Origin of the sequence: Pseudomonas silensiensis (assembly GCF_050434865.1) — a bacterium.
Lineage (GTDB): Bacteria > Pseudomonadota > Gammaproteobacteria > Pseudomonadales > Pseudomonadaceae > Aquipseudomonas > Aquipseudomonas fluorescens_W.
Window position 1 is genome coordinate 43698 of the sequence record NZ_JBNDJH010000013.1, and the last position, 21306, is coordinate 65003.

At 57.2% G+C, this 21306-nt stretch carries 17 protein-coding genes and 1 pseudogene; 8 read left to right on the forward strand and 10 right to left on the reverse strand.

Going from position 1 to position 21306, the window contains the following annotated elements; genetic code table 11:
• Positions 1 to 2 precede the first annotated feature (2 nt).
• On the reverse strand, positions 3 to 389 hold the full coding sequence (locus QF010_RS19030; protein WP_033058811.1) for a hypothetical protein: 387 nt from the start codon (positions 387 to 389) through the stop codon (positions 3 to 5).
• 171 nt (positions 390 to 560) lie between these two features.
• Between QF010_RS19030 and QF010_RS19035 the strand changes: the two genes are divergently transcribed.
• The 7 genes and pseudogenes from QF010_RS19035 (at position 561) to QF010_RS19065 (ending at position 7869) form a co-directional block, all read left to right on the forward strand.
• Complete coding sequence (locus QF010_RS19035) at positions 561 to 1367, forward strand: class I SAM-dependent methyltransferase (protein WP_033058809.1); 807 nt, start codon at positions 561 to 563, stop codon at positions 1365 to 1367.
• A 77-nt stretch (positions 1368 to 1444) separates the two neighbouring features.
• Positions 1445 to 2113, forward strand: a complete 669-nt coding sequence (locus QF010_RS19040) for an ABC transporter ATP-binding protein (RefSeq protein ID WP_033058807.1) — start codon at positions 1445 to 1447, stop codon at positions 2111 to 2113.
• A 1-nt stretch (position 2114) separates the two neighbouring features.
• Positions 2115 to 4586, forward strand: a complete 2472-nt coding sequence (locus tag QF010_RS19045; protein ID WP_033058899.1) for an ABC transporter permease — start codon at positions 2115 to 2117, stop codon at positions 4584 to 4586.
• Positions 4576 to 5631, forward strand: coding sequence for a lipocalin-like domain-containing protein (locus QF010_RS19050; protein WP_429533686.1), 1056 nt, complete (start codon positions 4576 to 4578; stop codon positions 5629 to 5631). Before QF010_RS19045 ends, QF010_RS19050 begins: the two co-directional genes overlap by 11 nt.
• A 125-nt stretch (positions 5632 to 5756) precedes the next feature.
• Positions 5757 to 5999, forward strand: coding sequence for a hypothetical protein (locus QF010_RS19055; RefSeq protein WP_046055418.1), 243 nt, complete (start codon positions 5757 to 5759; stop codon positions 5997 to 5999).
• Positions 6000 to 6119: 120 nt separating this feature from the next.
• Positions 6120 to 6698, forward strand: a complete 579-nt coding sequence (locus QF010_RS19060; RefSeq protein WP_429533687.1) for a hypothetical protein — start codon at positions 6120 to 6122, stop codon at positions 6696 to 6698.
• Between the two features lie 357 nt (positions 6699 to 7055).
• Positions 7056 to 7869 (forward strand): annotated as a pseudogene (locus tag QF010_RS19065) (VanW family protein).
• Between the two features lie 328 nt (positions 7870 to 8197).
• On the opposite strand, the gene QF010_RS19070 reads toward QF010_RS19065, so the two are convergent.
• From QF010_RS19070 to QF010_RS19105, 8 genes are all read right to left on the reverse strand, one after another.
• Entirely contained in the window at positions 8198 to 8668 is a 471-nt protein-coding gene (locus QF010_RS19070; RefSeq protein WP_429533688.1) for a hypothetical protein, read from the reverse strand.
• 231 nt (positions 8669 to 8899) lie between these two features.
• Positions 8900 to 9370, reverse strand: a complete 471-nt coding sequence (locus tag QF010_RS19075) for a hypothetical protein (protein ID WP_429533689.1) — start codon at positions 9368 to 9370, stop codon at positions 8900 to 8902.
• Positions 9371 to 9413: 43 nt separating this feature from the next.
• Complete coding sequence (locus tag QF010_RS19080; protein ID WP_429533690.1) at positions 9414 to 9749, reverse strand: hypothetical protein; 336 nt, start codon at positions 9747 to 9749, stop codon at positions 9414 to 9416.
• Between the two features lie 78 nt (positions 9750 to 9827).
• Entirely contained in the window at positions 9828 to 10256 is a 429-nt protein-coding gene (locus QF010_RS19085; RefSeq protein WP_429533691.1) for an SMI1/KNR4 family protein, read from the reverse strand.
• Positions 10257 to 10271: 15 nt separating this feature from the next.
• Entirely contained in the window at positions 10272 to 15131 is a 4860-nt protein-coding gene (locus QF010_RS19090) for an RHS repeat-associated core domain-containing protein (protein WP_429533692.1), read from the reverse strand.
• On the reverse strand, positions 15128 to 15868 hold the full coding sequence (locus tag QF010_RS19095; RefSeq protein ID WP_429533756.1) for a DUF4123 domain-containing protein: 741 nt from the start codon (positions 15866 to 15868) through the stop codon (positions 15128 to 15130). The genes QF010_RS19090 and QF010_RS19095 overlap by 4 nt, the downstream gene beginning before the upstream one ends.
• Complete coding sequence (locus tag QF010_RS19100) at positions 15858 to 17900, reverse strand: type VI secretion system Vgr family protein (protein ID WP_429533693.1); 2043 nt, start codon at positions 17898 to 17900, stop codon at positions 15858 to 15860. The genes QF010_RS19095 and QF010_RS19100 overlap by 11 nt, the downstream gene beginning before the upstream one ends.
• A 132-nt stretch (positions 17901 to 18032) precedes the next feature.
• Positions 18033 to 18548, reverse strand: coding sequence for an Hcp family type VI secretion system effector (locus QF010_RS19105; protein ID WP_033058787.1), 516 nt, complete (start codon positions 18546 to 18548; stop codon positions 18033 to 18035).
• A gap of 444 nt (positions 18549 to 18992) precedes the next feature.
• Between QF010_RS19105 and QF010_RS19110 the strand changes: the two genes are divergently transcribed.
• Positions 18993 to 19670 carry a type 1 glutamine amidotransferase domain-containing protein gene (locus tag QF010_RS19110; protein ID WP_429533694.1) on the forward strand — a complete coding sequence of 226 codons (678 nt, stop codon included), beginning with the start codon at positions 18993 to 18995 and terminating at the stop codon, positions 19668 to 19670.
• A gap of 146 nt (positions 19671 to 19816) precedes the next feature.
• On the opposite strand, the gene hglS is transcribed toward QF010_RS19110, so the two are convergent.
• Positions 19817 to 21202 carry a 2-oxoadipate dioxygenase/decarboxylase HglS gene (hglS, locus tag QF010_RS19115; RefSeq protein WP_429533695.1) on the reverse strand — a complete coding sequence of 462 codons (1386 nt, stop codon included), beginning with the start codon at positions 21200 to 21202 and terminating at the stop codon, positions 19817 to 19819.
• Between the last annotated feature and the right edge of the window lie 104 nt (positions 21203 to 21306).

Sequence of the window (21306 nt, forward strand, 5' to 3'; positions counted from 1 at the left end):
CCTTATTGCATCAATGGCCCCTGACGGCTGAGGCACGCGAGCAGGCACGTGGGGTCGAAGACTTCTTCGTTCACGTAGACACCGCGTTGCTGATCGTAGGAGCGGATGAACACTCGAACCGTGGCATCCGCTACCGTCGGCAATCTTGAGTCGTAGAAATTATGCTGACTCGAAATGGGGATGAAGTCCTGAGGTGCTGTCGGGATGTACGAGCCGGGCGGCACGGTGCTCAGTGACGGTGGCACGGGGTGAGCGAAGGGTTGGTCGGCCCCGTAATAGTTGAACCCACTGCTGTAATCGGTAGTGGGTGTCAGGCTGTCGTCCGCGTGAGCACCGGTTGTGGTGATCAGGCAGAGGGCGAGCAATAGCCTCGGATCGGTGGTTTTCATGGCAGCACCTGCGAAATCGGTTTTTCCCGCAAATCCCCAAGGTCATTAACTATAGCTGCCGTACGTTGGCGTTGCCGGCTTACAACATTCCAACAAACGCCACATGGGTTCTTCAAAATCGTTGATCTAGACTCGGGCCGGTCAATCAAGACCCGAATTCTGGAGCGAGCAATGGAAATGCCATCAACCGAAACAGTCATCGCCAGCAACCGCGATGCCTGGAATGACTCTGCTAGACACCATAAAGATAATCCCGAATGGCCGTCACTCTTGCAGGACGTGGCACAGCGTGATTTCTGCTGTATCGACGACACCTTGCGCGGCTTGCTGGCGCAGGTCAGTGTCGACGGCAAGGACGTGGTGCAACTGGGCTGCAACAACGGCCGCGAAAGCTTGTCGTTGTTTGCGTTGGGTGCCCGAAGCGTCGTAGGCGTCGACCAGTCCGAGGCGTTTCTTGATCAGGCACGGGAACTGGCGTCACGCTCGCCCCATGCGCCTGAGTTCATCGAGGCAGACATCCATCACTTGCCGCCAGAGCTTCATGGCCGCTTCGACGTGACCCTGATCACCATCGGTGTGTTGAACTGGATGCCGGACATCGGCGAATTCTTCCGCCACGTCGCGCAAACCCTCAAGCCCGGTGGCAGCCTGGTGGTGTACGAAACCCATCCCTTCCTCGAAATGTTCGACCCCGAGTCCGCCGATCCGTATCGGCCGGACAGCTCGTACTTTCGCAGCGAACCATTCGTGCAGGACCAACCGATCGTCTACGAAGGCAAAGTCGACCAGCAGGCGGCGCCGTCCTACTGGTTCGTCCACACCTTGGGCGCCATCTTCACCGGCGCCATCGACGCCGGATTGCTGATCAGCCACTTCAAGGAGTACCCGCATTCCAACCGCGAGGAACTCTATGATCGGTATGAGCAGCAAACGGCGCAGTTGCCGTTGTGTTTTACGTGGGTGGCGGTGAAGCGATAGGTTCCAGGATCGGGACCTATTCGCGGTGCAGCTGTCGTCCGCTATCCTTGCTCCACGCACATCGAACGGTTTTCCCCATGCTTTCGGTCCAAGGCGTCTTCAAAAGCTACGCCACTCCCCAGGGCCCACTGCCGGTTCTGCAAGGTGTCGACCTCACCTTGAAACCCGGCAGCAGCCTGGCGTTGATGGGGGAGTCGGGCAGTGGCAAGAGCACCTTGCTGCACCTGATTGCCGGACTGGACAAGCTCGATCGCGGCAGCATCCGCAGCGGCGAATATCGGCTGGAGCAGATGAACGAAGGGCAACTGGCGAACTGGCGGCGGACCGAAATCGGCCTGGTGTTTCAGCAGTTCAACCTGATCGGCAGTCTGCGCGTGGAGGACAATCTGGCGTTCCAGGCGCGACTGGCCGGGCGCCATGATCCGCGCTGGCAGGCGCATCTGGTGCAACGTCTGGGCTTGGCTGAGTTGCTGCAGCGTTATCCGGAACAGCTGTCCGGCGGCCAGCAGCAACGGGTCGCGCTGGGCCGGGCCCTGGCGTCGCAGCCAAAACTGCTGCTGGCGGACGAGCCCACCGGCAGCCTCGATGAAGCCACCAGCGATGAGGTCTTGAAGTTATTGCTGGAGTTGCTCGACGACAGTCCCACCACCTTGTTGATGGTCACCCACAGCCCTCGGGTTGCCGCGCGGCTGGCAGAGAAGGTGGTGCTCCACGGTGGCCGTCTGGCTGGCGCGGACGAGCGCTGAAGTGCGGGTCTTTCGCGAGACGCTGCGCGCGCTGCTCAGTCATTGGCGACAGCATCCGGTGCAGTTTTTCAGTGTGCTGACCGGACTTTGGCTCGCCACCAGTCTGCTGACCGGCGTGCAGGCGCTGAACAGCCAGGCGCGCGAAAGCTATGCCCGGGCCAGTCAGTTGATCGGCGGCGAACCCCAGGCCAGCCTCAGCTCACCCAGTAGCGCAACCTTTTCCCAGCAGGTGTTTGTCGACTTGCGCCGTTTGGGTTGGCCGGTGTCGCCGGTCCTGCAAGGCCGGGTGACGCTCAAGGGTCATGACGACCAACGCTTGCAGTTGATGGGCATCGAGCCGGTGTCGCTGCCCGCCGGTTCCTCAGTGGCCGGGCAGGCGTTGGCGATTGAGCAGGTTGTCAAGTTTTTCAGCCCGCCGGGCAGTACCTGGATTTCGTCGCAGACGTTGCAGGTTTTGGGTCTGCATGAAGGCGAGCGCCCCCTGACTTTGGGTGGTCAGGCCTTGCCGCCGCTGCATGCCCAACCCGACATGGCCCCCGGTGTGTTGTTGGTAGACATCGGCTTCGCCCAGCAGATTCTCGGCCTGTCGGATCAGCTGTCGCGCCTGCTGCTGCCGAAGGGTTTCACCGCGCCGCTGCCTGAGCAATTCAAGGGACAACTGCAGCTCAAAACCAGCGGCGAAGAGAACAATTTGTCGCGCCTGACCGAGAGCTTTCACCTGAACCTCGATGCGCTGGGGTTTCTGTCATTCGTGGTCGGGCTGTTCATCGTCCACGCCGCGATCGGCCTGGCGCTGGAACAACGCCGTGGCTTGCTCAGAACCCTGCGCGCCTGCGGTGTCAGTGCACGGATGCTGATTGCCTGTCTGGCGGTTGAACTGGGTGGTCTGGCGTTGATCGGCGGACTGGTCGGCGTCGCCAGCGGCTACCTGCTGGCCAGCGTGCTGCTGCCGGATGTCGCCGCGAGTCTGCGCGGGTTGTACGGCGCCGAAGTGGCGGGGCAGTTGAGCCTCAGTCCGTGGTGGTGGCTCAGCGGCGTCGGCCTGAGTCTGTTGGGGGCGTCGTTGGCGGGGGCCAACAGTTTGTTGCGGGCCGCGCGCCTGCCTTTGCTGGCCCTGGCCGACCCGCAAGCCTGGCATCAGGCTCACGCGCGCTGGTTGCGGCGCCAGGGTTGGGTTGCCGCGATTGCCGCGGTGATCGCAACGCTGGCGTTGATCTTTGGCGACAGCCTGGGCAGTGGCTTCGTGCTGATGGCGGCACTGTTGATCGGCGCTGCGCTGGCGTTGCCGGTGGTGCTCAACTGGGTGCTGAACCGAGTGCTGCATCGCAGTCGCTCGGTGCTCGGCCAATGGTTTCTCGCCGACTGCCGCCAGCAACTACCGGCCCTGAGCCTGGCGCTGATGGCGCTGTTGTTGGCACTGGCGGCGAACATTGGCGCGGGCAGCATGACGGCCGGTTTTCGTCAGACCTTCAGCGATTGGCTGGAACAACGCCTGACCGCCGAACTCTACGTTAATCCGCAAAATCCGGCCCAGGCCAGAGAGCTGCAAACCTGGCTCAAGCAGCAACCCGGACTCACGGCGGTGCTGCCCAACTGGCAAGTGTCGATCCAGTTGCAAGGCTGGCCGGCGGACGTCTTCGGCGTGATCGATCACCCGACGTATCGCCAGCATTGGCCGCTGCTGGAAGCCTTGGGCGACAACCCGTGGGACCGTCTGGCCAAGGACGATGCGCTGATGCTCAGCGAACAACTGGCCCGTCGGCTGAAGGTGCGCCTTGGCGATCACCTGACGATCCCCACACCCAATGGCACCTGGTCGCCACGGATCGTCGGCATCTACGCCGACTACGGCAATCCCAAGGGCCACCTGCTGGTCAACGTCAACCATCTGCTGCGCGGCTGGCCGCAGCTGACACCGAGCCGTTTCAACCTGCGCATCGACCCGACGTTGATCCCTGATTTCCTGACCGCGCTGCAAACACGCTTCACGCTGGAGGACAGCCGCATCGTCGATCAGGCCCGGCTCAAGGGTTGGTCCACGCAAGTGTTCGAACGCACCTTTGCCGCGACCGCCGCGCTCAACAGCCTGACCCTCTGCGTGGCGGGCGTGGCGCTGTTCATCAGCCTGTTGACGCAAAGTCAGAGCCGCCTCGGGCAACTCGCCCCCCTGTGGGCGCTGGGTGTGACTCGCCGGCAACTGATGCTGCTCAATCTCGGACAGACCTGGTTGCTGGCGGTGCTGACTCTGGTGCTGGCGTTGCCGTTGGGGATCGCGCTGGCGTGGTGCCTGGACACGGTGATCAACGTCCAGGCCTTCGGTTGGCGCTTGCCGCTGCGGGTGTTTCCGATGCAGCTATTGCAGTTGATGGGGCTGGCACTGCTGGCGACTTTACTGGCGTCGGCGTGGCCGCTGTATTCGCTGTACCGCACGCAACCGGCGAATCTGCTTAGGACGTTTGCTCATGAAGATTAAGGTCGGTGTGTTGATATTGGCGTTATTGAGCGGGTGCGATAACTCGGCGCCGGTTGAGAAAGGCTTCGCCGGGCTGGGTCATCAGGCCGCTGCGTTCACCCCGGTGGTGCCCGGTCGGGTGTTCAGCTTTCCGGCGGATCACGGTCCTCATGACGGTTTTCGCATTGAATGGTGGTACGTCACCGCCAACCTCAAGGACGATCAGGGACGCGAGTTCGGCGCCCAATGGACGCTGTTTCGCAGCGCCTTGAAAGCGACGTCCGAAGTGGCCGGCTGGGGTAATCAAATTATCTGGCTTGGCCACGCAGCCGTGACATCGTCGACCGTGCATCACGCCGCCGAGCGTTACGCCCGTGGTGGCGTTGGCCAGGCTGGCGTGAGTCTCGAACCGTTCAACGCGTGGATCGATGATTGGCGTTTCAGCAGTCAGGGCTCCGAGCCTATGGTGCAGCTTCAACTCAACGCCCGGGACAAGGATTTTGGCTATCAACTGCGGCTGACCTCCACACGTCCTTTGGTGCTTCAGGGCGACAAAGGCTTCAGCCAGAAATCCGAACAAGGGCAAGCGTCGTACTACTACAGTCAGCCGTTTTTTCAGGCCAGCGGCACACTGGAAATCGACGGCAAAACCTATCAAGTCAGTGGCCCGGCCTGGCTCGACCGCGAGTGGAGCAGCCAACCCCTGACCGCTAACCAGACCGGGTGGGACTGGTTTTCCCTGCACCTGGACAGCGGCGAACAGGTGATGCTCTACCGCATGCGGCAAAAGGACGGCGCGCCTTACCTCACCGGCACCTGGATCGACGCTCAAGGCCAGACGCAGCTATTGCACGCTGCCGACATCAGCCTCACACCGCAAGACACCGCGAAAGTCGCCGGACGTTTGATGCCGGTACGCTGGTCGATCAAAATCCCCGACAAACACCTCGACATCACGATCAGCGCGCTCAACCCCAACGCGTGGATGGCTTTGCGCATTCCCTATTGGGAAGGCCCCGTGCAATTCAGCGGCGGGACGGGCTACCTCGAAATGACCGGCTACTAACCCCCTGTAGCAGCTGTCGAGTGAAACGAGGCTGCGATCCTTTGACCCTCCTTCTCACCAAATCCCCCGGAACTCCAAACGGTGCGCAAGCCTCTACCGTTAGAACGCCTCGCAGGAGCTCACTCATGAGCGAAGACCTAAAACCCCCCGACCTCGATGCCTGGCAGCGCCTGTTCGAAGACAAGGCCTACTGGCAACAATCCCCCGACGCCCATTACGCCGAACTGCTGCGGGTGGCCGACGACTTGCTGGGGCAGGGCGCCATTGACCTGGAACAGTGGCAAGCCTTGAAGGCCCAGGCCGATCAATCCCATAAAGATTCGCCTGCCGTGAACGTCGCCCAGGAAGTCGACGATCCCGAGGCTTGAGGAGCGCTCCAAGAAATTTCGAACACTCCCTGATCAGCGTCTATGCTCATTTGCGCAGAGGGCGCTGAACGGTGGTTCAGCGCTCGTTGCTGCCTCCAATTCACAGGGAATGTACCGCTTATGAAACTTCACACACTGACTAAAGCCATCACCCTCGCAACGCTGCTGTCTGCCGCCAGCCTTAGCGCTATGGCTGCGGACATCCCGCTGTCTGCCGTTGTGGAGGCGGATCAGGTCACCACCAAAGTTGTCTCGGTCGATGCTGCCAACCATCAGGTCGTTCTTGAAGGGCCGGAAGGTCGTCAGGTCCATGTGCAATTGACCGAAAAGGCCAAAAACCTCAAAGCTCTGAAAGTCGGCGATCAAGTTAACGTCAAGGTTACCCGCTCCGTCGCTGCCTACCTCGACACCGATGTCGACAAGGGCCTGCCAGGCACCGTCGAACGCGCTGGCGAAGTCCGCGCAGCCCCCGGCAGCGACAACCCGGGCGGCGAAGCCTACCGTCAGGTGCAGGTCCAACTGAAAATCACCAAAATCGACCTGAAGAAAAACCGGGTAACCTTCGAAAACCCCGCCGGCCAGTCCAAGACCGTTGACGTCGTAAGGCCCGAAGTTCAAGCGAAATTGAAAGACCTGAAAGTTGGACAGAGTGTCGTCGTGACCTATACCGACATATTGACAGTGACCAGCAAGCACTGAAGTTGAGTATTAGCTCTATATATTGATTGTTCTTGTACAACTTTTCTGTATAAGAACAATCAGTTTTAATGGTCTAACTGGTGAGTTTGCGGGTTTGTAAAATAGTATTTGGGCCGACATTTAATCAAATGTTGTTTCGATAAATTTCATGTTCATATACGCGGACATATTCGAAGACTTCAATTAAAATACTTCCCGTTCGCCCAGTGTCAGGGCTCTTTACCGGTGCATGGATTGCCAGGCCATTACACTGGGCGAACACCTTATCGACGTGCGACACACACCTGCAGCAATACGTTAAGATGCGCGGCATTTTGCAGATCAAGGAAGAAAACGGCAGCCGCCGTTCTGACACGGATGAAACCACTCTCCCTTTACCACCCGGCGCTCTACTGGCTCCGCGTGTGGCAAAAAAGACTGTTCCGGCACTTGGCGTGGCGCTTCTCCCGCAAGCAATACGCTGTTTCGCTGAACACCGTTTCCCGCTTGCCATTTCGCTACCTCAAGCACACCTCCAAACTGATCCGCAAACTCGGCAACTCCGATCTTGCCCTGCAACACAACAAAGTCATCAACCTGAAACTGGCCGTCGATTCGATGGACGGCGTCATCATCGGCCCAGGCGAGTACTTTTCATTCTGCCGCCTCGTGGGCCGACCCACCCGCAAACGCGGTTATGTCGAAGGCATGGAGCTGTCATTTGGTGAAGCACGCAGCGGGCATCGGCGGCGGGATCTGCCAACTGAGCAACCTGATTCACTGGATGGCGATTCACTCGCCGCTGGTCGTGGTTGAACGGTCGAACCACAGCTTCGATCCCTTTCCTGACGAAGGGCGAGTTCTGCCATTCGGGTCCGGGGCTGCGATCTTCTACAACTACATTGACCTGGTATTGCATAACCCGACTAATCGCCATTTTCAGTTGAAGCTCAATGTCGCCGAGCAACAGTTGGAAGGGGAGTTGTTGTGCGATCAGGCGAGAGAGTTTCGATATCACGTTTATCAACTCGGGCATCGGTTTGTGCGGGACGGTGGGCGGGTTTTTCGCGAGAACGAGATATGGCGGGAGATCAGGAGCAAGGGGCAGGAGAGTCAGGTGTTGAAGAGTGAGCGGCTTTATAAGAATCGGGTGGTGGTTAAGTATGAGGTTGAGGAAGGGTTGCTGACTTGAAATGCATAAAAAACGGGCGATCGTTAGATCGCCCGTACCTGTAATCGTCGGTCGACTACGTACAACTGGTGTGAACCTTCGAGTTCACCGGCCAGGTCAGTGGTGAGCATGTTTGATTTCGCGCCACCTCTGTGAGGTGGGGAGATCGGCCAGATGATTCCTAGATTTATTTTCAGCGGGATTTGCAGTCGAAAGAAGAGAGAGTTATTTTCGAGTGTGTAGAAAAAATCTGACAACTTTATATGAAGTCTAAGTATAAAAAAAGGGGGCGGATTTATTTTCGTGGTTACATAGAAAATAAATCAGTCCCCTTTGTTTTTATTTTCCCTTAAAGAGCCTCTAGTTCGATGGTGCAGCCGTTTCTTTTTAATTTTTGAATTTCTTGATCGAAAGAGTAATTTGGTAGATTTTTGTTCTTTCTGTCGTAATCTTTTCTTAAGAGTCTAAATAGGCGGCCTATGTTTTCTTTGTCTTTTGTCTCGAGGCTCTCAATAAGGTCGTAGTTGTCGGTCGATAAAAATTGAAACATGTCTCTTGCAATGTAAAAGGCTGCTATGTTGGAAAATAGCCCCTCAGCATCTTCGTAGTTTTCATCCAGGCATTGAACGTATTCTTGAAATAAAGTTGTCAGTAAGCTCTGCGCCGTGTTTTGGGTTTTTAGTACGCCGCACATCTCCTGCCAGTTGCTTATGTATAGATGGTCGCCCCATTCGGATCCCTTGGCGAAATAGATGCCATCTCCTTTGAAAAAATCGGAAATTTCATGCTGATTTAAGGCGATTTCAAACGTGGTTTTCATTGGGGATTTTCCCAGTAGGCAAAGTTTTTCAACAGCGCTCCCAAGCCACTATCCATGGGGTGATGCTTTCAGATCCGATCAGCGCTGCTTCTTTGTTCCGCGTTTGATGACTAAAGTGGGACTAACTAAAAGGGCGGGTTTATTTTTGTGAGTGCGTAGAAATTAATCTGTCCCCCCTTAATCTCATTTAATCCGCACTCGTAATGCCTTGTGGCGTTCGATTTTTTATGGTCACAGGTTTCTGAAATTTTTTGGTCCGCCATCATTGGCAAGCTTTGTTATGCGTCGATTGTAAGTTTCAATATCCTGTGCATTATTGATTTTATAAATTTCTTGATGCAGAAATTCCATACAATTGGAAATTATTTGTTTTTCGTTGTGTGATAGGTCGCGAATTAGATCAAACCCGTTTTCAGATAAGGTTGGAATCTTTTTTCGCATGTAGTAGTAGCAGCCTATGTTTTCTAGAAGATCGTTTGCATCCACTATACTGTTTGTGATGGTTTTTAGGTATTTTTCGAATGCGTTTTTCAGGGTTGCAACTGGATTTTTTTGTGTTTTTAGAAACCCACAAAGACCTTGCCAATTAATGACGTGAAGCTGGGTTCCCCAGTCGGGGGCTTTCGTAAAGTAAATGCCACTACCTCTGAAGTATTCCGGGAATTCATCTCTGTTTAGCGCTTTTTCAAAATTGCTGATCATTGAAGTTGCTCCCAGGCATCAAATTGGCTCAACTCAAAAGGGACTATTTAATGGAATTTGGGGATAGCGTATCAATGACTGCAATTTGCTCCGCCATCTGCAACAATTCCTTAACTTCGCCGGCAGAATAGCCTTCCAATTGCACTACCTGTTTATCCTTTAGTGTGATAATGACTTTTCGGCTGGAGCGAACTTTGAGCCAAGCTACAATTATGGTAGCCATTGATCCCGCTATGGCGGCTGTCTGACCAAGAACAATCATGGTACCCGATGCCATTACAGAGCCATAAGCCGGATACAGCTTCTCATAGGAAACATCAGCATCGTTAAGTAGCTGCAAGAAGGATACTTCGCTGTTTTTAAACAATGCTACACGCACTATACTGCCCCCCAACTATCTGGCGTGGTGTATGCAAAACCGGATCACGGGATTGCACGACTTTTTTCGCTACTCCTCCTATTCACTCCACGAGTTAACAAAATCATCAAAATCACTAGCAATAAAGTAAGTACTGCTTGAGTTTGGATCGAAAATCTCAACAGTAATGGAGGGCGTTTTGAAATTCAGGCAAACCAGGTAACCACCTGCATCCCTTGCTATAGGGACCATTCCTTTGGGAAGCCCCGGAGGTTTTCCTGCCCCTAAGTACCATGAGATGGTATATGGGGTCACATCAGGCGAGAACGAAAAGAACTCGCTTATGCAAGTCCCTTCGTCGCCATATGAAAATGCAGATACCTCTGGAGAGGCTTCGTCGGAATATGTGACCAAGTCCAAGTATGACTTTGGAAAGCTTACACCAAGTAGTTTTTGTACTTGGGAAATCGTATTGCTATCAACTGAGGAACCTTGTTCAATCCCAAAAGAGCTCCAGTCAAATTTCATTTCAGACCTCCGTAATTATTTTTTTCCATCTGCAAAGCCCCCTTTGTTTCCAGGATGGAACAGCTTCTGCCAAAGAGCATTCCATTGAGGGCCTTTCGATTGTTCATGTTGATAGCGCCATACCAGTTGGAGTGTATCCGTTCCTGGTACGTGATGCCATGTGACTTCTTTACCAGGGCTAATACCTTTGGTAGGTATCTTGGTGCCCTTTACACGCCTGAATCCTGGCACCATGGTTTCCATGATTTTATTAAAGTCTGCATCGGTGTTGGCTGATTTTAAAAGGCTTTCGTTTGCAACCTTAAAATGTTCTGCGCGGTTTGGAACGGCTAGAACATCCGGGCCAATTTTGGCCTCGTACAAAACGCTATAAGCATGAGGGTCCAATGGCGTTGCCATACCACTTAAGGCTTCGTTGCGGTTTACCGTGGGCGGATCCTCCGCCCCATTAATACTTGGCTTACACCCTGGAGCCCCTGGGCACTGATCCAACCCCAACGGATCCACCCAACTCGTTGGGTTATGTACGTATTGGTAGTTGTTCAACCCACCTGCCAGCTTGATCGGATCCGGCGTCAGAAACCGCCCAGTGCCCGGATTGTAATAACGATGCCGGTTGTAGTGCAGCCCAGTTTCCGCATCGAAGTACTGGCCCTGGAAGCGCAGCGGGTTGTCGATTTCAGCGACATCCAGCGTAGCGAGGTTGCCGTAGGCGCGGTATTTCGCCGACCACATGATCTCGCCGCTGTAGTCGGTGAGTTCCTGCGGGGTGCCGAGGTGGTCGAGTTGATAGTAGAACGGCGTGGCTTTCAGCGGACCTTCGCCATCGAGCATCGCCAATGGGCGGAAGCTACCCGGTTCGTAGATGTAGCTGCGATAGCGGTTGTGAGCGCTTTCGGCGATGAGGCGTTCGCCCTGCCACAGAAATTCTGTGGTGTGGCCGTCAACGGTTTTGGCGATACGGCGGCCAAAGGCGTCGTACTGGTAGCTCGCGACGCTGCCGCCGGGCAGGGTCACTCCAATCAGGCGATGCTGGCAGTCGTAGCGGTACTCGGTAACTAGTTTCTGTCCGACGCCGCGACGTTCGCGGATCAGGTTGCCGTGGGCGTCGTAGTCGTAGTGGCGGTCGCCTTGCATCAGCAGGCGGTTGCCTTTGACATTGACCAGGTTCGCAGTCGGCTGGTCGCTTTGGCCGAGGAGGTTGCCCGCGGGGTCGTGAGCGAAGCTTTCCGGGGTGGTGCCACGAACATTGATCAAGCGGTCAAGCGGATCGTAGTGGTAGCTGCGGTTTCCTTTGCGACTGTCGTCGATTCCGGCGAGGTTGCCGTTAGCATCGTAGGCGTAGCGGCGCTGGAATAGGTAGTGTTCTTGCTGGCTGACGCTGTGGGCTTGCAGGCGACCTTGTTCGTCGTACTGGTATTGGCTGAGCAACAAGCCTTGCTGACGCTGCTGTTCACGCCCGGCACTGAACTTGTGCGTGGTCAGGCGGGAGCCATTGAGGTCGATGCTGCTCAGACGGCCACCGGTTTGGTGGCGGTAGTCGAGTGCGCTGCCGTCGGGGAGGCGGAAATGGCTCAACTGGCCGAGGGTGTCGTACTCATAACGCAAGGTGCCCCAGCCCTGGTGTTCGGTGATCAGGCGGTCTTGACGGTCGTACTCGTAGGCGAGCGGCCATTGGCCGTCGTCGACGTTGACCAAACGGCCGAGGGCGTCGTAGCTGTAGTGAATTTCCTGGCCGTCGGCCAAGGTTTTCACCTGCAGACGGCCAGCGGCGTCGCGCTGGTACTCCGTGACCAGCTCACTACCGTCGTCGCCGAATTCGGTTTTCTTCAGCAGTTGGCCGTTGAGGTCGTACTCATAGGCAGTACGGCGACCGTCGAACCCGATTTCCTGCTGGATTAGGCCGTTTGGGTAGTAATCGAGGTGGTACTGCTCGCCACGTTCGTTTTCGATGTCGCTGAGCAATAGGCGCGCGTTGTCGTAGTGGTAGCGCAGTTGGCTGCCGTCTGGATTGATACGACGGCTGACCAAGTGCAGGCCGTCGGCGTATTCGTAGCGGGTGACGCGGCCCAGTTCATCGCATTCAGCAGTGACTTTGCTATAGGCGTTATAGGTGAAGGTGCGTGTAGCACCACCAGGTAGGGTGATTTGCGCGAGGCGGTTGGCAGCGTCCCATTGGTAGTGAGTGATCGCGCTGCTTTCTTCCTGACGAGTGATCAGCCGACCCAAGGTGTCGTAGCGGTATTTGCGTTGGCCGCCATCCGGTAGCTGTTCTTCGAGCAGTTGGCCAAGGTTGTTCCAGCCCAGTTGATGGCGGCTACCGTCGGGGTGGCGGATCTCCAGCAGACGGCCCTGGCGGTTGTAGCTGTAGTGGGTTGAGTTGCCATTCGGGTCGACTTGTTCGGTGATGTCGCCCTGATCGTTGCGCCAGTATGTCCACTTTGCCGGGCCGCGGTTTACCACACGGACAAACCCGCGGTAGTACTCGTAAGTGGTCGGGGTGTCTTCCGGTGGAATGACCGTGACCAGTCGGCCGGCGTCGTTGTACTGGTATTCGGTGACTGCACCGAGTGGGTCTTTTTCGGCGATCAGGCGACCTTTGTCATCATAGGCCTTGAGGTGTTCCGCACCGTCCGGATCGACTTTGGCGACCAGTCGAGCCTTATCGTCGTGGGTGTAGACCTCTTCGCTGCCGTCAGCGTTGGTAACCGTGACGCTGCCTTTGTCATCCCAGGCGTAATGCGCGTCCATCTGCGAGAAGCTTGCCCAGTGATGGATGCAGCGCGCCGATTTACCTTCTTTTTCCCATTCCCAGTAGAAACTGGCGCCCCCGGCCAGTTGACGCTCGAGAATGACGTTTTGGTCGTTGTAGGCATAACGCTCGGCTTCACCGGCAGCGTTTTTGGCTTCGATCAAGCGGCGCTGGGCATCGTAGCCATAGGTGACCAACGTCTGGATGGTGCTCCAGGCATCTTCCAGATTGTCTGCCGGGCTGAACTGCTGATAGTCGATGGCGACGATGTGTTTTCGATCGTAACGCACGAGGAGGGCGCGACCGGCACCGTTATCGACACGTTTGATTCGACCGTGGATGTCACGGGTAATGTGCAGCCGGTTGTCATAGTCGTCGCTGATAGCGATCAGCGTGGCGCCATTACTGTTGTAGCGGAAGTGGTAGAACCGCGTGCGTTCGTCGGCTTGGGTGAGGATCAGCTCGGAAGGATCGTCACCGATGAAGATTGCAGCTTCTGACAGGCTGTTGGTGATTGCTGGTCGCTGCACAGTGGGCAACGGAAACGTGGTAACGCGGTTTTCGTGGTCGGTCCAGATCACTTCGCCGTCGTTGACGTCGACGCGTTGCGCCAAGGCGTGGCTCCAGCCGTAACCGAGACCGCAATCGATTTCTGCGGCGCTGGTGCGATAGAGGCGCGTCCAGCTGAACGGTAGCAGACCGCCGAGTTCGCCGTCGGTCAGGGTCAGCAGCTCTTCTCCCGTGACCATGGAAACCGGGCAGTTGTTGGTGCAGGTATTCTTGGCGCAGGCGGCACTTTTGTCGTCCGGTGTTTTCGACTGAGTAGAAACGTCGTCGACCTTCTCCTTTGGCTGAAGGCTGGTTTGTTGCTCTGCCTTTTTACGAGGAAACGAAGAAGCGTCTTTCACTTCCTGCTTCGGTGTATCCGTTGTTTTCGGTACCTGACTTTTAGAACCATTGGCGGCGGCCTTGTCGATTTTGAGTGCCGCCGTTTTAGCCGGCTTCATTGGCACATTCTTGGCACTGGCAATCAATGGCTTCGACACTTCGGCGTGGGCTGGCAGGCTGTGTTTGCCGCTCAACGTCAATAGCTTCGCGGCCAGCTCTTCGAGGTATTTGATCGCCGTACCGGTCTTGACCGTGGACAGGGTTTTGGTCCCCACTCGCACTGCGATCCCCATACCACCAGTCAGGCAAATGCCCAGCACCACGTTGATCAGGAACTCCGACGCAATGGCTGTCACTACGTCGACGACGACCTGCGGCGGCAACATGCCGACCCAAGCCACGATCGCCGAGATGTAGATGAACATCAGCGGTTCGTCACTAAGGATCAACAGGCCTGACGCAAGCGATTCCTTGGATGCGGCATAAATCTTGTCGATCTCGGCGTCTGACAAGAAATCGCGGAGCCTTTCGAGGTTTTTCTTAACTTCAGGGTTCGCGAGAAGTTCGAACAGGCTTTTGATGTCATCCCACAGCCTGAGTAATGCTTTCTCCAAGCCATCCATCGCTTGTTTCACGAGGATGACGGAGCGGCCCATGCGATCAGCGGCGGAGTAGCTGGCCCACAGTGGCTGAAACTTGCCCGACCATTCACTTTGCAACCAACCATTGAGATTGCCGATCACGCCCTGGTAGGAGTCGTACAGCGCTTTGACATTGCTTTGGGATACGTTTGGGAAAAAGGTGATGCGGTACATCTGGCCTTTCTTGCAACGGTCGATAACCTTGATGCCGCTTGGGCCAATTGTTGTTTCAATGACAGGGCCAGTGACGTCATCGTAGAAGGTGCCTTTGGTGACAGGTTCCAGTTTCACTGGTGTGTTGCCGATCGGTACAAATCGCGCCGACTCGAACATGTGGATCAGTGTGAAGTCGCCTACCAGCGGGCAGGTGGCGTAGGTTTCAACCGGTCCCGTCTTGGTCTTTCGCTTGGTGAGGCTGACTTCATTGCCTACCTTGAAGGTCTGATCCACGTCCAACGCCCAACCGGTCCAGAAGCCGTCTGCCCAGTCCTTGTAGTCGCTCAGGCAATTCTTGAAGTCCTTGAGGATAAGGCTCACGTCAGGCGTCTTGGCGTCCAGGACTTGAAGGACCAATTTACCGATGGGATCAATCATGACGTGACTTCCTTTGTCAGCTCAGCAGCAAGACGCTCTGCCATATCTTCTGTATTGGATTGTTGGCGCACGAAGCGCTCGACCTTGTGGCGCAAGTTACTTTCGGGGAAGGCGAAGAACAGTTCCGGGCAGTCCTCTCCCAGCCACTGCATCAGGTTGTCGACGACGGTGGTGTGGTCTTTTTCGGCCAGCGTGTCGACTAACTTCTGCGGCACCTCCCACCACGGCCAGGCCTTGGCCGGTGGCACTCCCCTCGGTCCCACTTCCAGTGTCTGGCCATTGATCAGGTAGCGGTCGAACACCGGCAAAACTTCTCCCGCGCCAGCACCCAATCCTTCTAGAATCGGGTAAATATGCCGCCCATCCCAGAACCGAAAAAACACCTCGGTCCCATCGGGCATACGCACCTGAGTCAAACTGCGAAGATGTTCGAAGACCACATCCGGAGTGCTGATGGACACCGCCAGCCAGCCCCAATCCTGAGCGTCGGTTTCAGCAATCCACTGAAGGAAACCGGCGCTGGGTTTTAGCTCGGCGAGGTAGGGCATCACGGGCTGCCAATCGGCGTACGGCGTGCCGCTCCAGATCGAGATCAGTTCCGGTGCCATCTCCTGCTGGTAGAAGGCCTTCAGTGGCTCGGCATCGCTCGACGCACTGACAATCAAATAAAGACGTTCATTAGCCTGCAACGGCCGTTCAGCCAGCCAATCCTGCGGGGTCAAAAGATCAGATCGCACAAGCACCTGCCTTGCATTTTTCGCACTCTTCACAGAACGGCGCGTTGCGTTTGAGGGTGTTGATCTGTGCCGGGGTCAGGACCGCGCCAGCCTTATCCGCGTCGGCCTGTTTCAGCACGCCGGGCATCAGTGGTGCGGCGCCGGTGCCGTTGCCGGGGCTGCCACCCGAGTTCATGTTGATCACCGGCCCGCTCAGGGTCACGCCGCTGCCATCAATCTTGATGAAGCTGCCGCCGCCCTTGAGGGTCAGTTCACTGCCGGCTTCGAGCACGACTTTCATGCCGCTGCTCAGGTGGATTTCCTGGCCGGCTTCGATGAATTGGCCGGTGCCGACTTTGATGTGCTGGTTGACGCCCACGGTGAGGTGGTCGTTGGCGCGGGTTTCGACTTTGCGGTCGGCGTAGACGGTGTGGTGTTCTTCGGCCTTGAATTCGCTGTAGCTGTTTTGCTCGACGGTGTCGTGGCGTTCGTTGCCGACGCGAATCTTCTGGTCGTGTTCGACGTTTTCGTCCCAGTCGCGTTGGGCGTGCAGGAAGATTTGTTCCTGGCCCTTTTTGTCTTCGATGCGCAGTTCGTTGTAACCGCCGCCACCGGGGGAACTCAGGGTTTTGAAGGTGCTGCGGGTTTTGTTCGCCGGCAGGTCGTACGGGACGACGTTTTCCTTGTGGTACAGGCAGCCGCTGATCAGTGGTTGGTCGGGGTCGCCTTCGAGGAAGGTGACGAGCACTTCCATGCCGATGCGCGGGATGGCGATGCCGCCGTAGTGGGCGCCGGCCCAGGCGGAGGAGACGCGCAGCCAGCAACTGGTCTTGTCGTCGGCCTGGCCTTCGCGGTCCCAGTGGAATTGCACTTTGACGCGACCGTATGGGTCGCAGTGGATTTCTTCACCTTTTGGCCCAGTGACCACGGCGCTTTGGCTGCCGAGGATGCGCGGTTTCTTTTGAGTCAGAGGCGGGCGGTTCGGCACGTCCCACGGGGTGGCCTGGAAGCGGTTGCGGTAGCCCTGGTGGAAATCGCCTTTCAGGTTGGTGGTGTCGCTGGTGACCGACTCTTCCAGCACTTGCGGCTGTTTGCCTTCGTGGAGGATTTCGGTCAGCAGCCACAGGTCGTTCCATTTGGCTTTCGGGTGTTGGGTCAGGGCCAGGAAGTGGCCGCTGACCAGCAACGGCTGATCGCTTTTGCCTTCGGCGAGCTGGAAGTCACTGCGGTGGCGTTCGAGGGCGCGTTTGGCCAGGTGCTTGCCGCGTTCGCGGTCGATGAAGCGGCCGGGGTAGTCGTAGTCTTCGAGGTCGGGCAGGGCGTCGCCACGGTTTTCGCTTTCCAGGGTCAGGCGCGGTTTTTCGAAGTCGTAGTCGCGGCGGGTGGTGCGGCTGGTGCGGGTTTCCAGGCGCAGGTCAAAGCGCTTGATCACCGGGTCGTTGGCGACCATGCCGGAGTCTTGCTGGTAGGCCACGGGCGCGAGTTTCGGGAACACCGTCTGGTCATCGCCGAACACCAGCTTGTGGGCCGTGGCGCTGTGCTGGAAGTGGTAGTGGATACCTTCCTCCTCGCACAGGCGCTGGATGAATTGCAGGTCCGATTCATCGTACTGAACGCAGTAAATGCGCTCGGGATAAATCGCCCCGACTTTGAATTCATAGGCATTGCTTTGGATGCCGTGCTCTTCGAGGACGCTGCCAATGATTTTCGGCACGGTGAGGTTCTGGAAGATGCGTTGGTTGATGCGATGCGCGAGGTAAGACAGTTGCGGGCGCAGGGTCACCGCGTAGCGGGTCAGGCGTTTGCCGGAATCACCCTGGGCAGCACGATAGATCTGGCCATGAATGCCGCTGCCGTCAGGCGAGAGCTGCAAAAAGGCCGGTTTGTGCAGCAGGGTCTCGAGGTCCAGGGACGGCTGTTCACTGACAAGCTCCACCTCAAACACAAAAGGCTGGCTGATGGCTTCCCGACCTTGCAGGGAGAAAACCTGGAAGTCGCTGGAAAGACCTTCGATGGTCAGGGCAAAGTGAGTTTGATTGGCCGGCGCGAACATCCCTTGTTCCTCGTGCAGTGCAGCGGCGCTCGCCGGCACCCGTGCAGGGAGCTTGCGGACGCGAAAATTCTGGAAGGGCGAAAACAACATCGACCAGCAGAGCTGGCCGATGCTTGAGACGGTCGGCCTGAGTTAGGCGACCGGCAGACGCCAGTCATCGGAACCCGAAGTACCGGATACTTCGTGGGTCCAGGTGATTTTGCGGTAGGTGAATTGCACTTCTTCCAGGTGAGTGAAGTGCGAGTTCGACGGGTCCTGGCAGTTGTGCATTTTGTTGTTGATGGCGACGATGATCGCGTCTTCCAGTTTGGTGGTGTAGTAGTGCTCTTGGGTACCTTGAGCCGAAGTGCGGTACCACTGGATAACGATTTCGCTCATGCGCTCGCCGGAGGTCAGAGCCGCCTGCAGCAGTGGCGAAGCCTTGTCGTACACCTTGGTGATCACGACTGGCTTGTGGACGCGCTGACCGGTCGGTTGGCCGGACTGTGGGTCACGCGGGATGATCACGTCGTGGCTGAAAGCCTGAACCATGACCTGGTCTTCGTGACCTTCCTGGTAGGTGTTGCCAACCGAGTCGGCGGTGAATGCGCCGGCAGTGATCAGACCTTGTTTTTCGCCAGTGACGGACATGTACGCTGGTGTAGCCATGGATGTGCTCCTTGCTAAAAGTTAGGGTGCCCGGGAGGCGGTATCGCCCGGTGGGTGCCTGACTGTTATCAAGGTCCGTGCCAGAAACGATAAAGGCTATATAAATCAGGTGGTTGAGAGAATTTCAGGAGCTCGCGGAGGATGTTCGGCAGCGATCGCTGGTGAATGTGCGCAAGAAGTTGCGCAGTACTGCGCAACTTCTTGCGCACTTGGCTGGGGCGCCTGACAGGCTGGGCGATCAGCGACCGGGGAAGGGCGTTTGCAGCGCTGAGTGCGCAACTTCTTGCGCATCAAGGCGCTTAGCCATCATTCGGTGACCAATCGTCTCATTCGCCGAAAAGTGGCAGCAGAAGCGCTAGGGTGACAGGTGCAACGAATGCTGCAGCCTGGAGGTCAAACTCAGCGCCGAGATGAATGAACATCTGCGAACTCAAGGAGAACGACATGAAAATCCTGATGGTTCTAACGTCACACGATCAATTGGGTAACACGGGTAGGAAAACCGGCTTCTGGCTGGAAGAATTCGCCGCACCTTACTTTGCCTTCAAGGACGCCGGCGCTCAGTTGACCCTGGCCTCGCCCAAGGGTGGTCAACCACCGCTGGACCCAAAAAGCGACGAGCCGGACGCTCAAACCGCGGCCACCGAGCGCTTTCGCAAAGATTCTGCCGCCCAGTCCGCATTGGCCTCTACCGCTCTGCTGAGCAGCGTGAGAGCTGAAGATTACGACGCGGTTTTTTATCCGGGCGGCCATGGCCCGCTGTGGGATTTGGCCGAAGACAACATTTCGATCGCTCTGATCGAGGCGTTTTACAAGGCAGGCAAACCGGTCGCGGCCGTCTGCCACGCACCGGGTGTGTTGCGTCACGTCAAGGGCGCGGACGGCCAGCCGCTGGTCAAAGGCAAGCGCGTGACGGGCTTTACCAACACTGAGGAAGAGGCTGTGCAACTGACGAAGGTTGTGCCGTTTTTGGTGGAGGACATGCTTAAGGAGAAGGGGGGTGTCTATTCCAAAGGTGCTGACTGGGCGAGTTATGTGCTCACTGATGGTTTACTGATTACCGGTCAGAATCCGGCATCGTCCGAGGCTGCGGCACAAGAACTGCTGGCGAAGCTCCGCTAAATCTAACGTGTAGCAGCCTGCGTCCGGCTGCGCAGCAGTCGTAAAACCGGCAAACACGGTTTGTCTGAAGACCGCGGCGGCTGAAACAACGACTGCTTCGCAGCCGGACGCAGGCTGCGCCAGTTGCTACACGTTCGTGCCACGCCTCAGATCGCGAGGCTCGACGCAGCGAAACATTCCTCGATCGAGCGCCGCTGCGTCTCGGCATACAACGCCAACTCATCAATCGTCGCTCGCCCCAGCGCCTTCTCGAACACCTGCCGGTTTGACTGCACGCCATAGTGGGTTTGCGCCGCATCCCCCAGGTTCGACTGAAAAATCCCCGCAGCGCTCACGGGCAGGAAATCTTCGTACACCAACGGTTCAACCCGCAAATAGCCGCCGCTGAGCAGATCCTCCAGCGACCACGATTTCAGCTCATCGGCCCCCAAACCTTTTTCCGTGACGAAGTAGCGAAAGTACGCCAGTTCCTGTTGGCGCATGCCCTCAACGGTGTCAGGGAATTCTGCAAAGTGCTGCGCCATCAGCGCGTTGTAACGTGCGGCATTGGCCTCATTGGGGAAGTCTTTCAATTCATCCCGGGCAGAGTTGAGCAAACGGTCGTAAAGCGCCCGGCCTTTGGGGGTGAGCGCCGCGCCGCGTTGTTCGATTTCGCCGAAACGGGCGCTGTGGCTGCCACGATTCTCGGCTTGATCGGTGAAGGCGACAGGCTCGTCCAGGGCTTTGAAACTGGTCTGGCGCAACAGGATCGGGCACTGACGGCGGGGCGGGCCTTCGATCACCGCTTTGGGGGTGATGCCGTGGGCAGGCATTTGCGCCTGGACGATGTCGATGTCCAGGGTGCGCGGCGTCAGGTGGTTGATATGCGGGCCAGTGAACGCCACCACGTCGGCGATCAGGCGATGCTGGGCGCTGAGTTTGCGGTACTGCTCGGCGGTCACGGTGGCGGTGTGATGCCAGCGGAACGTTTCCAGCGCCTGCTCGACGAAGTCCTGGGCCTCCTGTTCGGTGAGGCCGCCCTGGGTTTCGGCGCGCTCGATGAGCATCAGCGCCGTGGGCGTGAAGATCGAACGCTTATCCAGCACCGATTGGGCAAACGCTCGCAGTTCCGTGTCTTCGATCAGTTCCAGGCGCAGCAGGGAGGTGAATACCCGGAACGGGCTGACCTGCAACGCCGCTTCATGCACCGCGCGAAAAGCCGTGGAGTGCACCGGCACACCGGCCGGGGTCAGGTCGTAATAACCCACCGGCTGCATGCCCATCACCGCAAACAGCCGGGCGAGGGTGGCCAGTTCATCGGCGGTGCCGACACGGATCGCGCCATGCCGCTCCAGGTCCAGGCGCTGGATTTCACCGGTGCTGTTCAACTGTCGGGCGATCTGTGGATCGCTGTCCAGCACGTGACGGTTGGTCTGTTCCACCAGTTCCATCAGCGCGCCATAGAGCGGCACTTCTTCGCGGTACATGTCGGACATCGCTTTGGAAAAGCGTTGGCGGATCAGGTCAGGGCTGACGAAGTTCGGGTGGCTCATGAAAACAATTCCTGGTGCGGTGACGTAAAGGATGCGGGAAAAGATCGCAGCCTTGCGCGGCGCCGACAAACGAAGAATCTTACGAACTTCATTCTTCAAAGGAC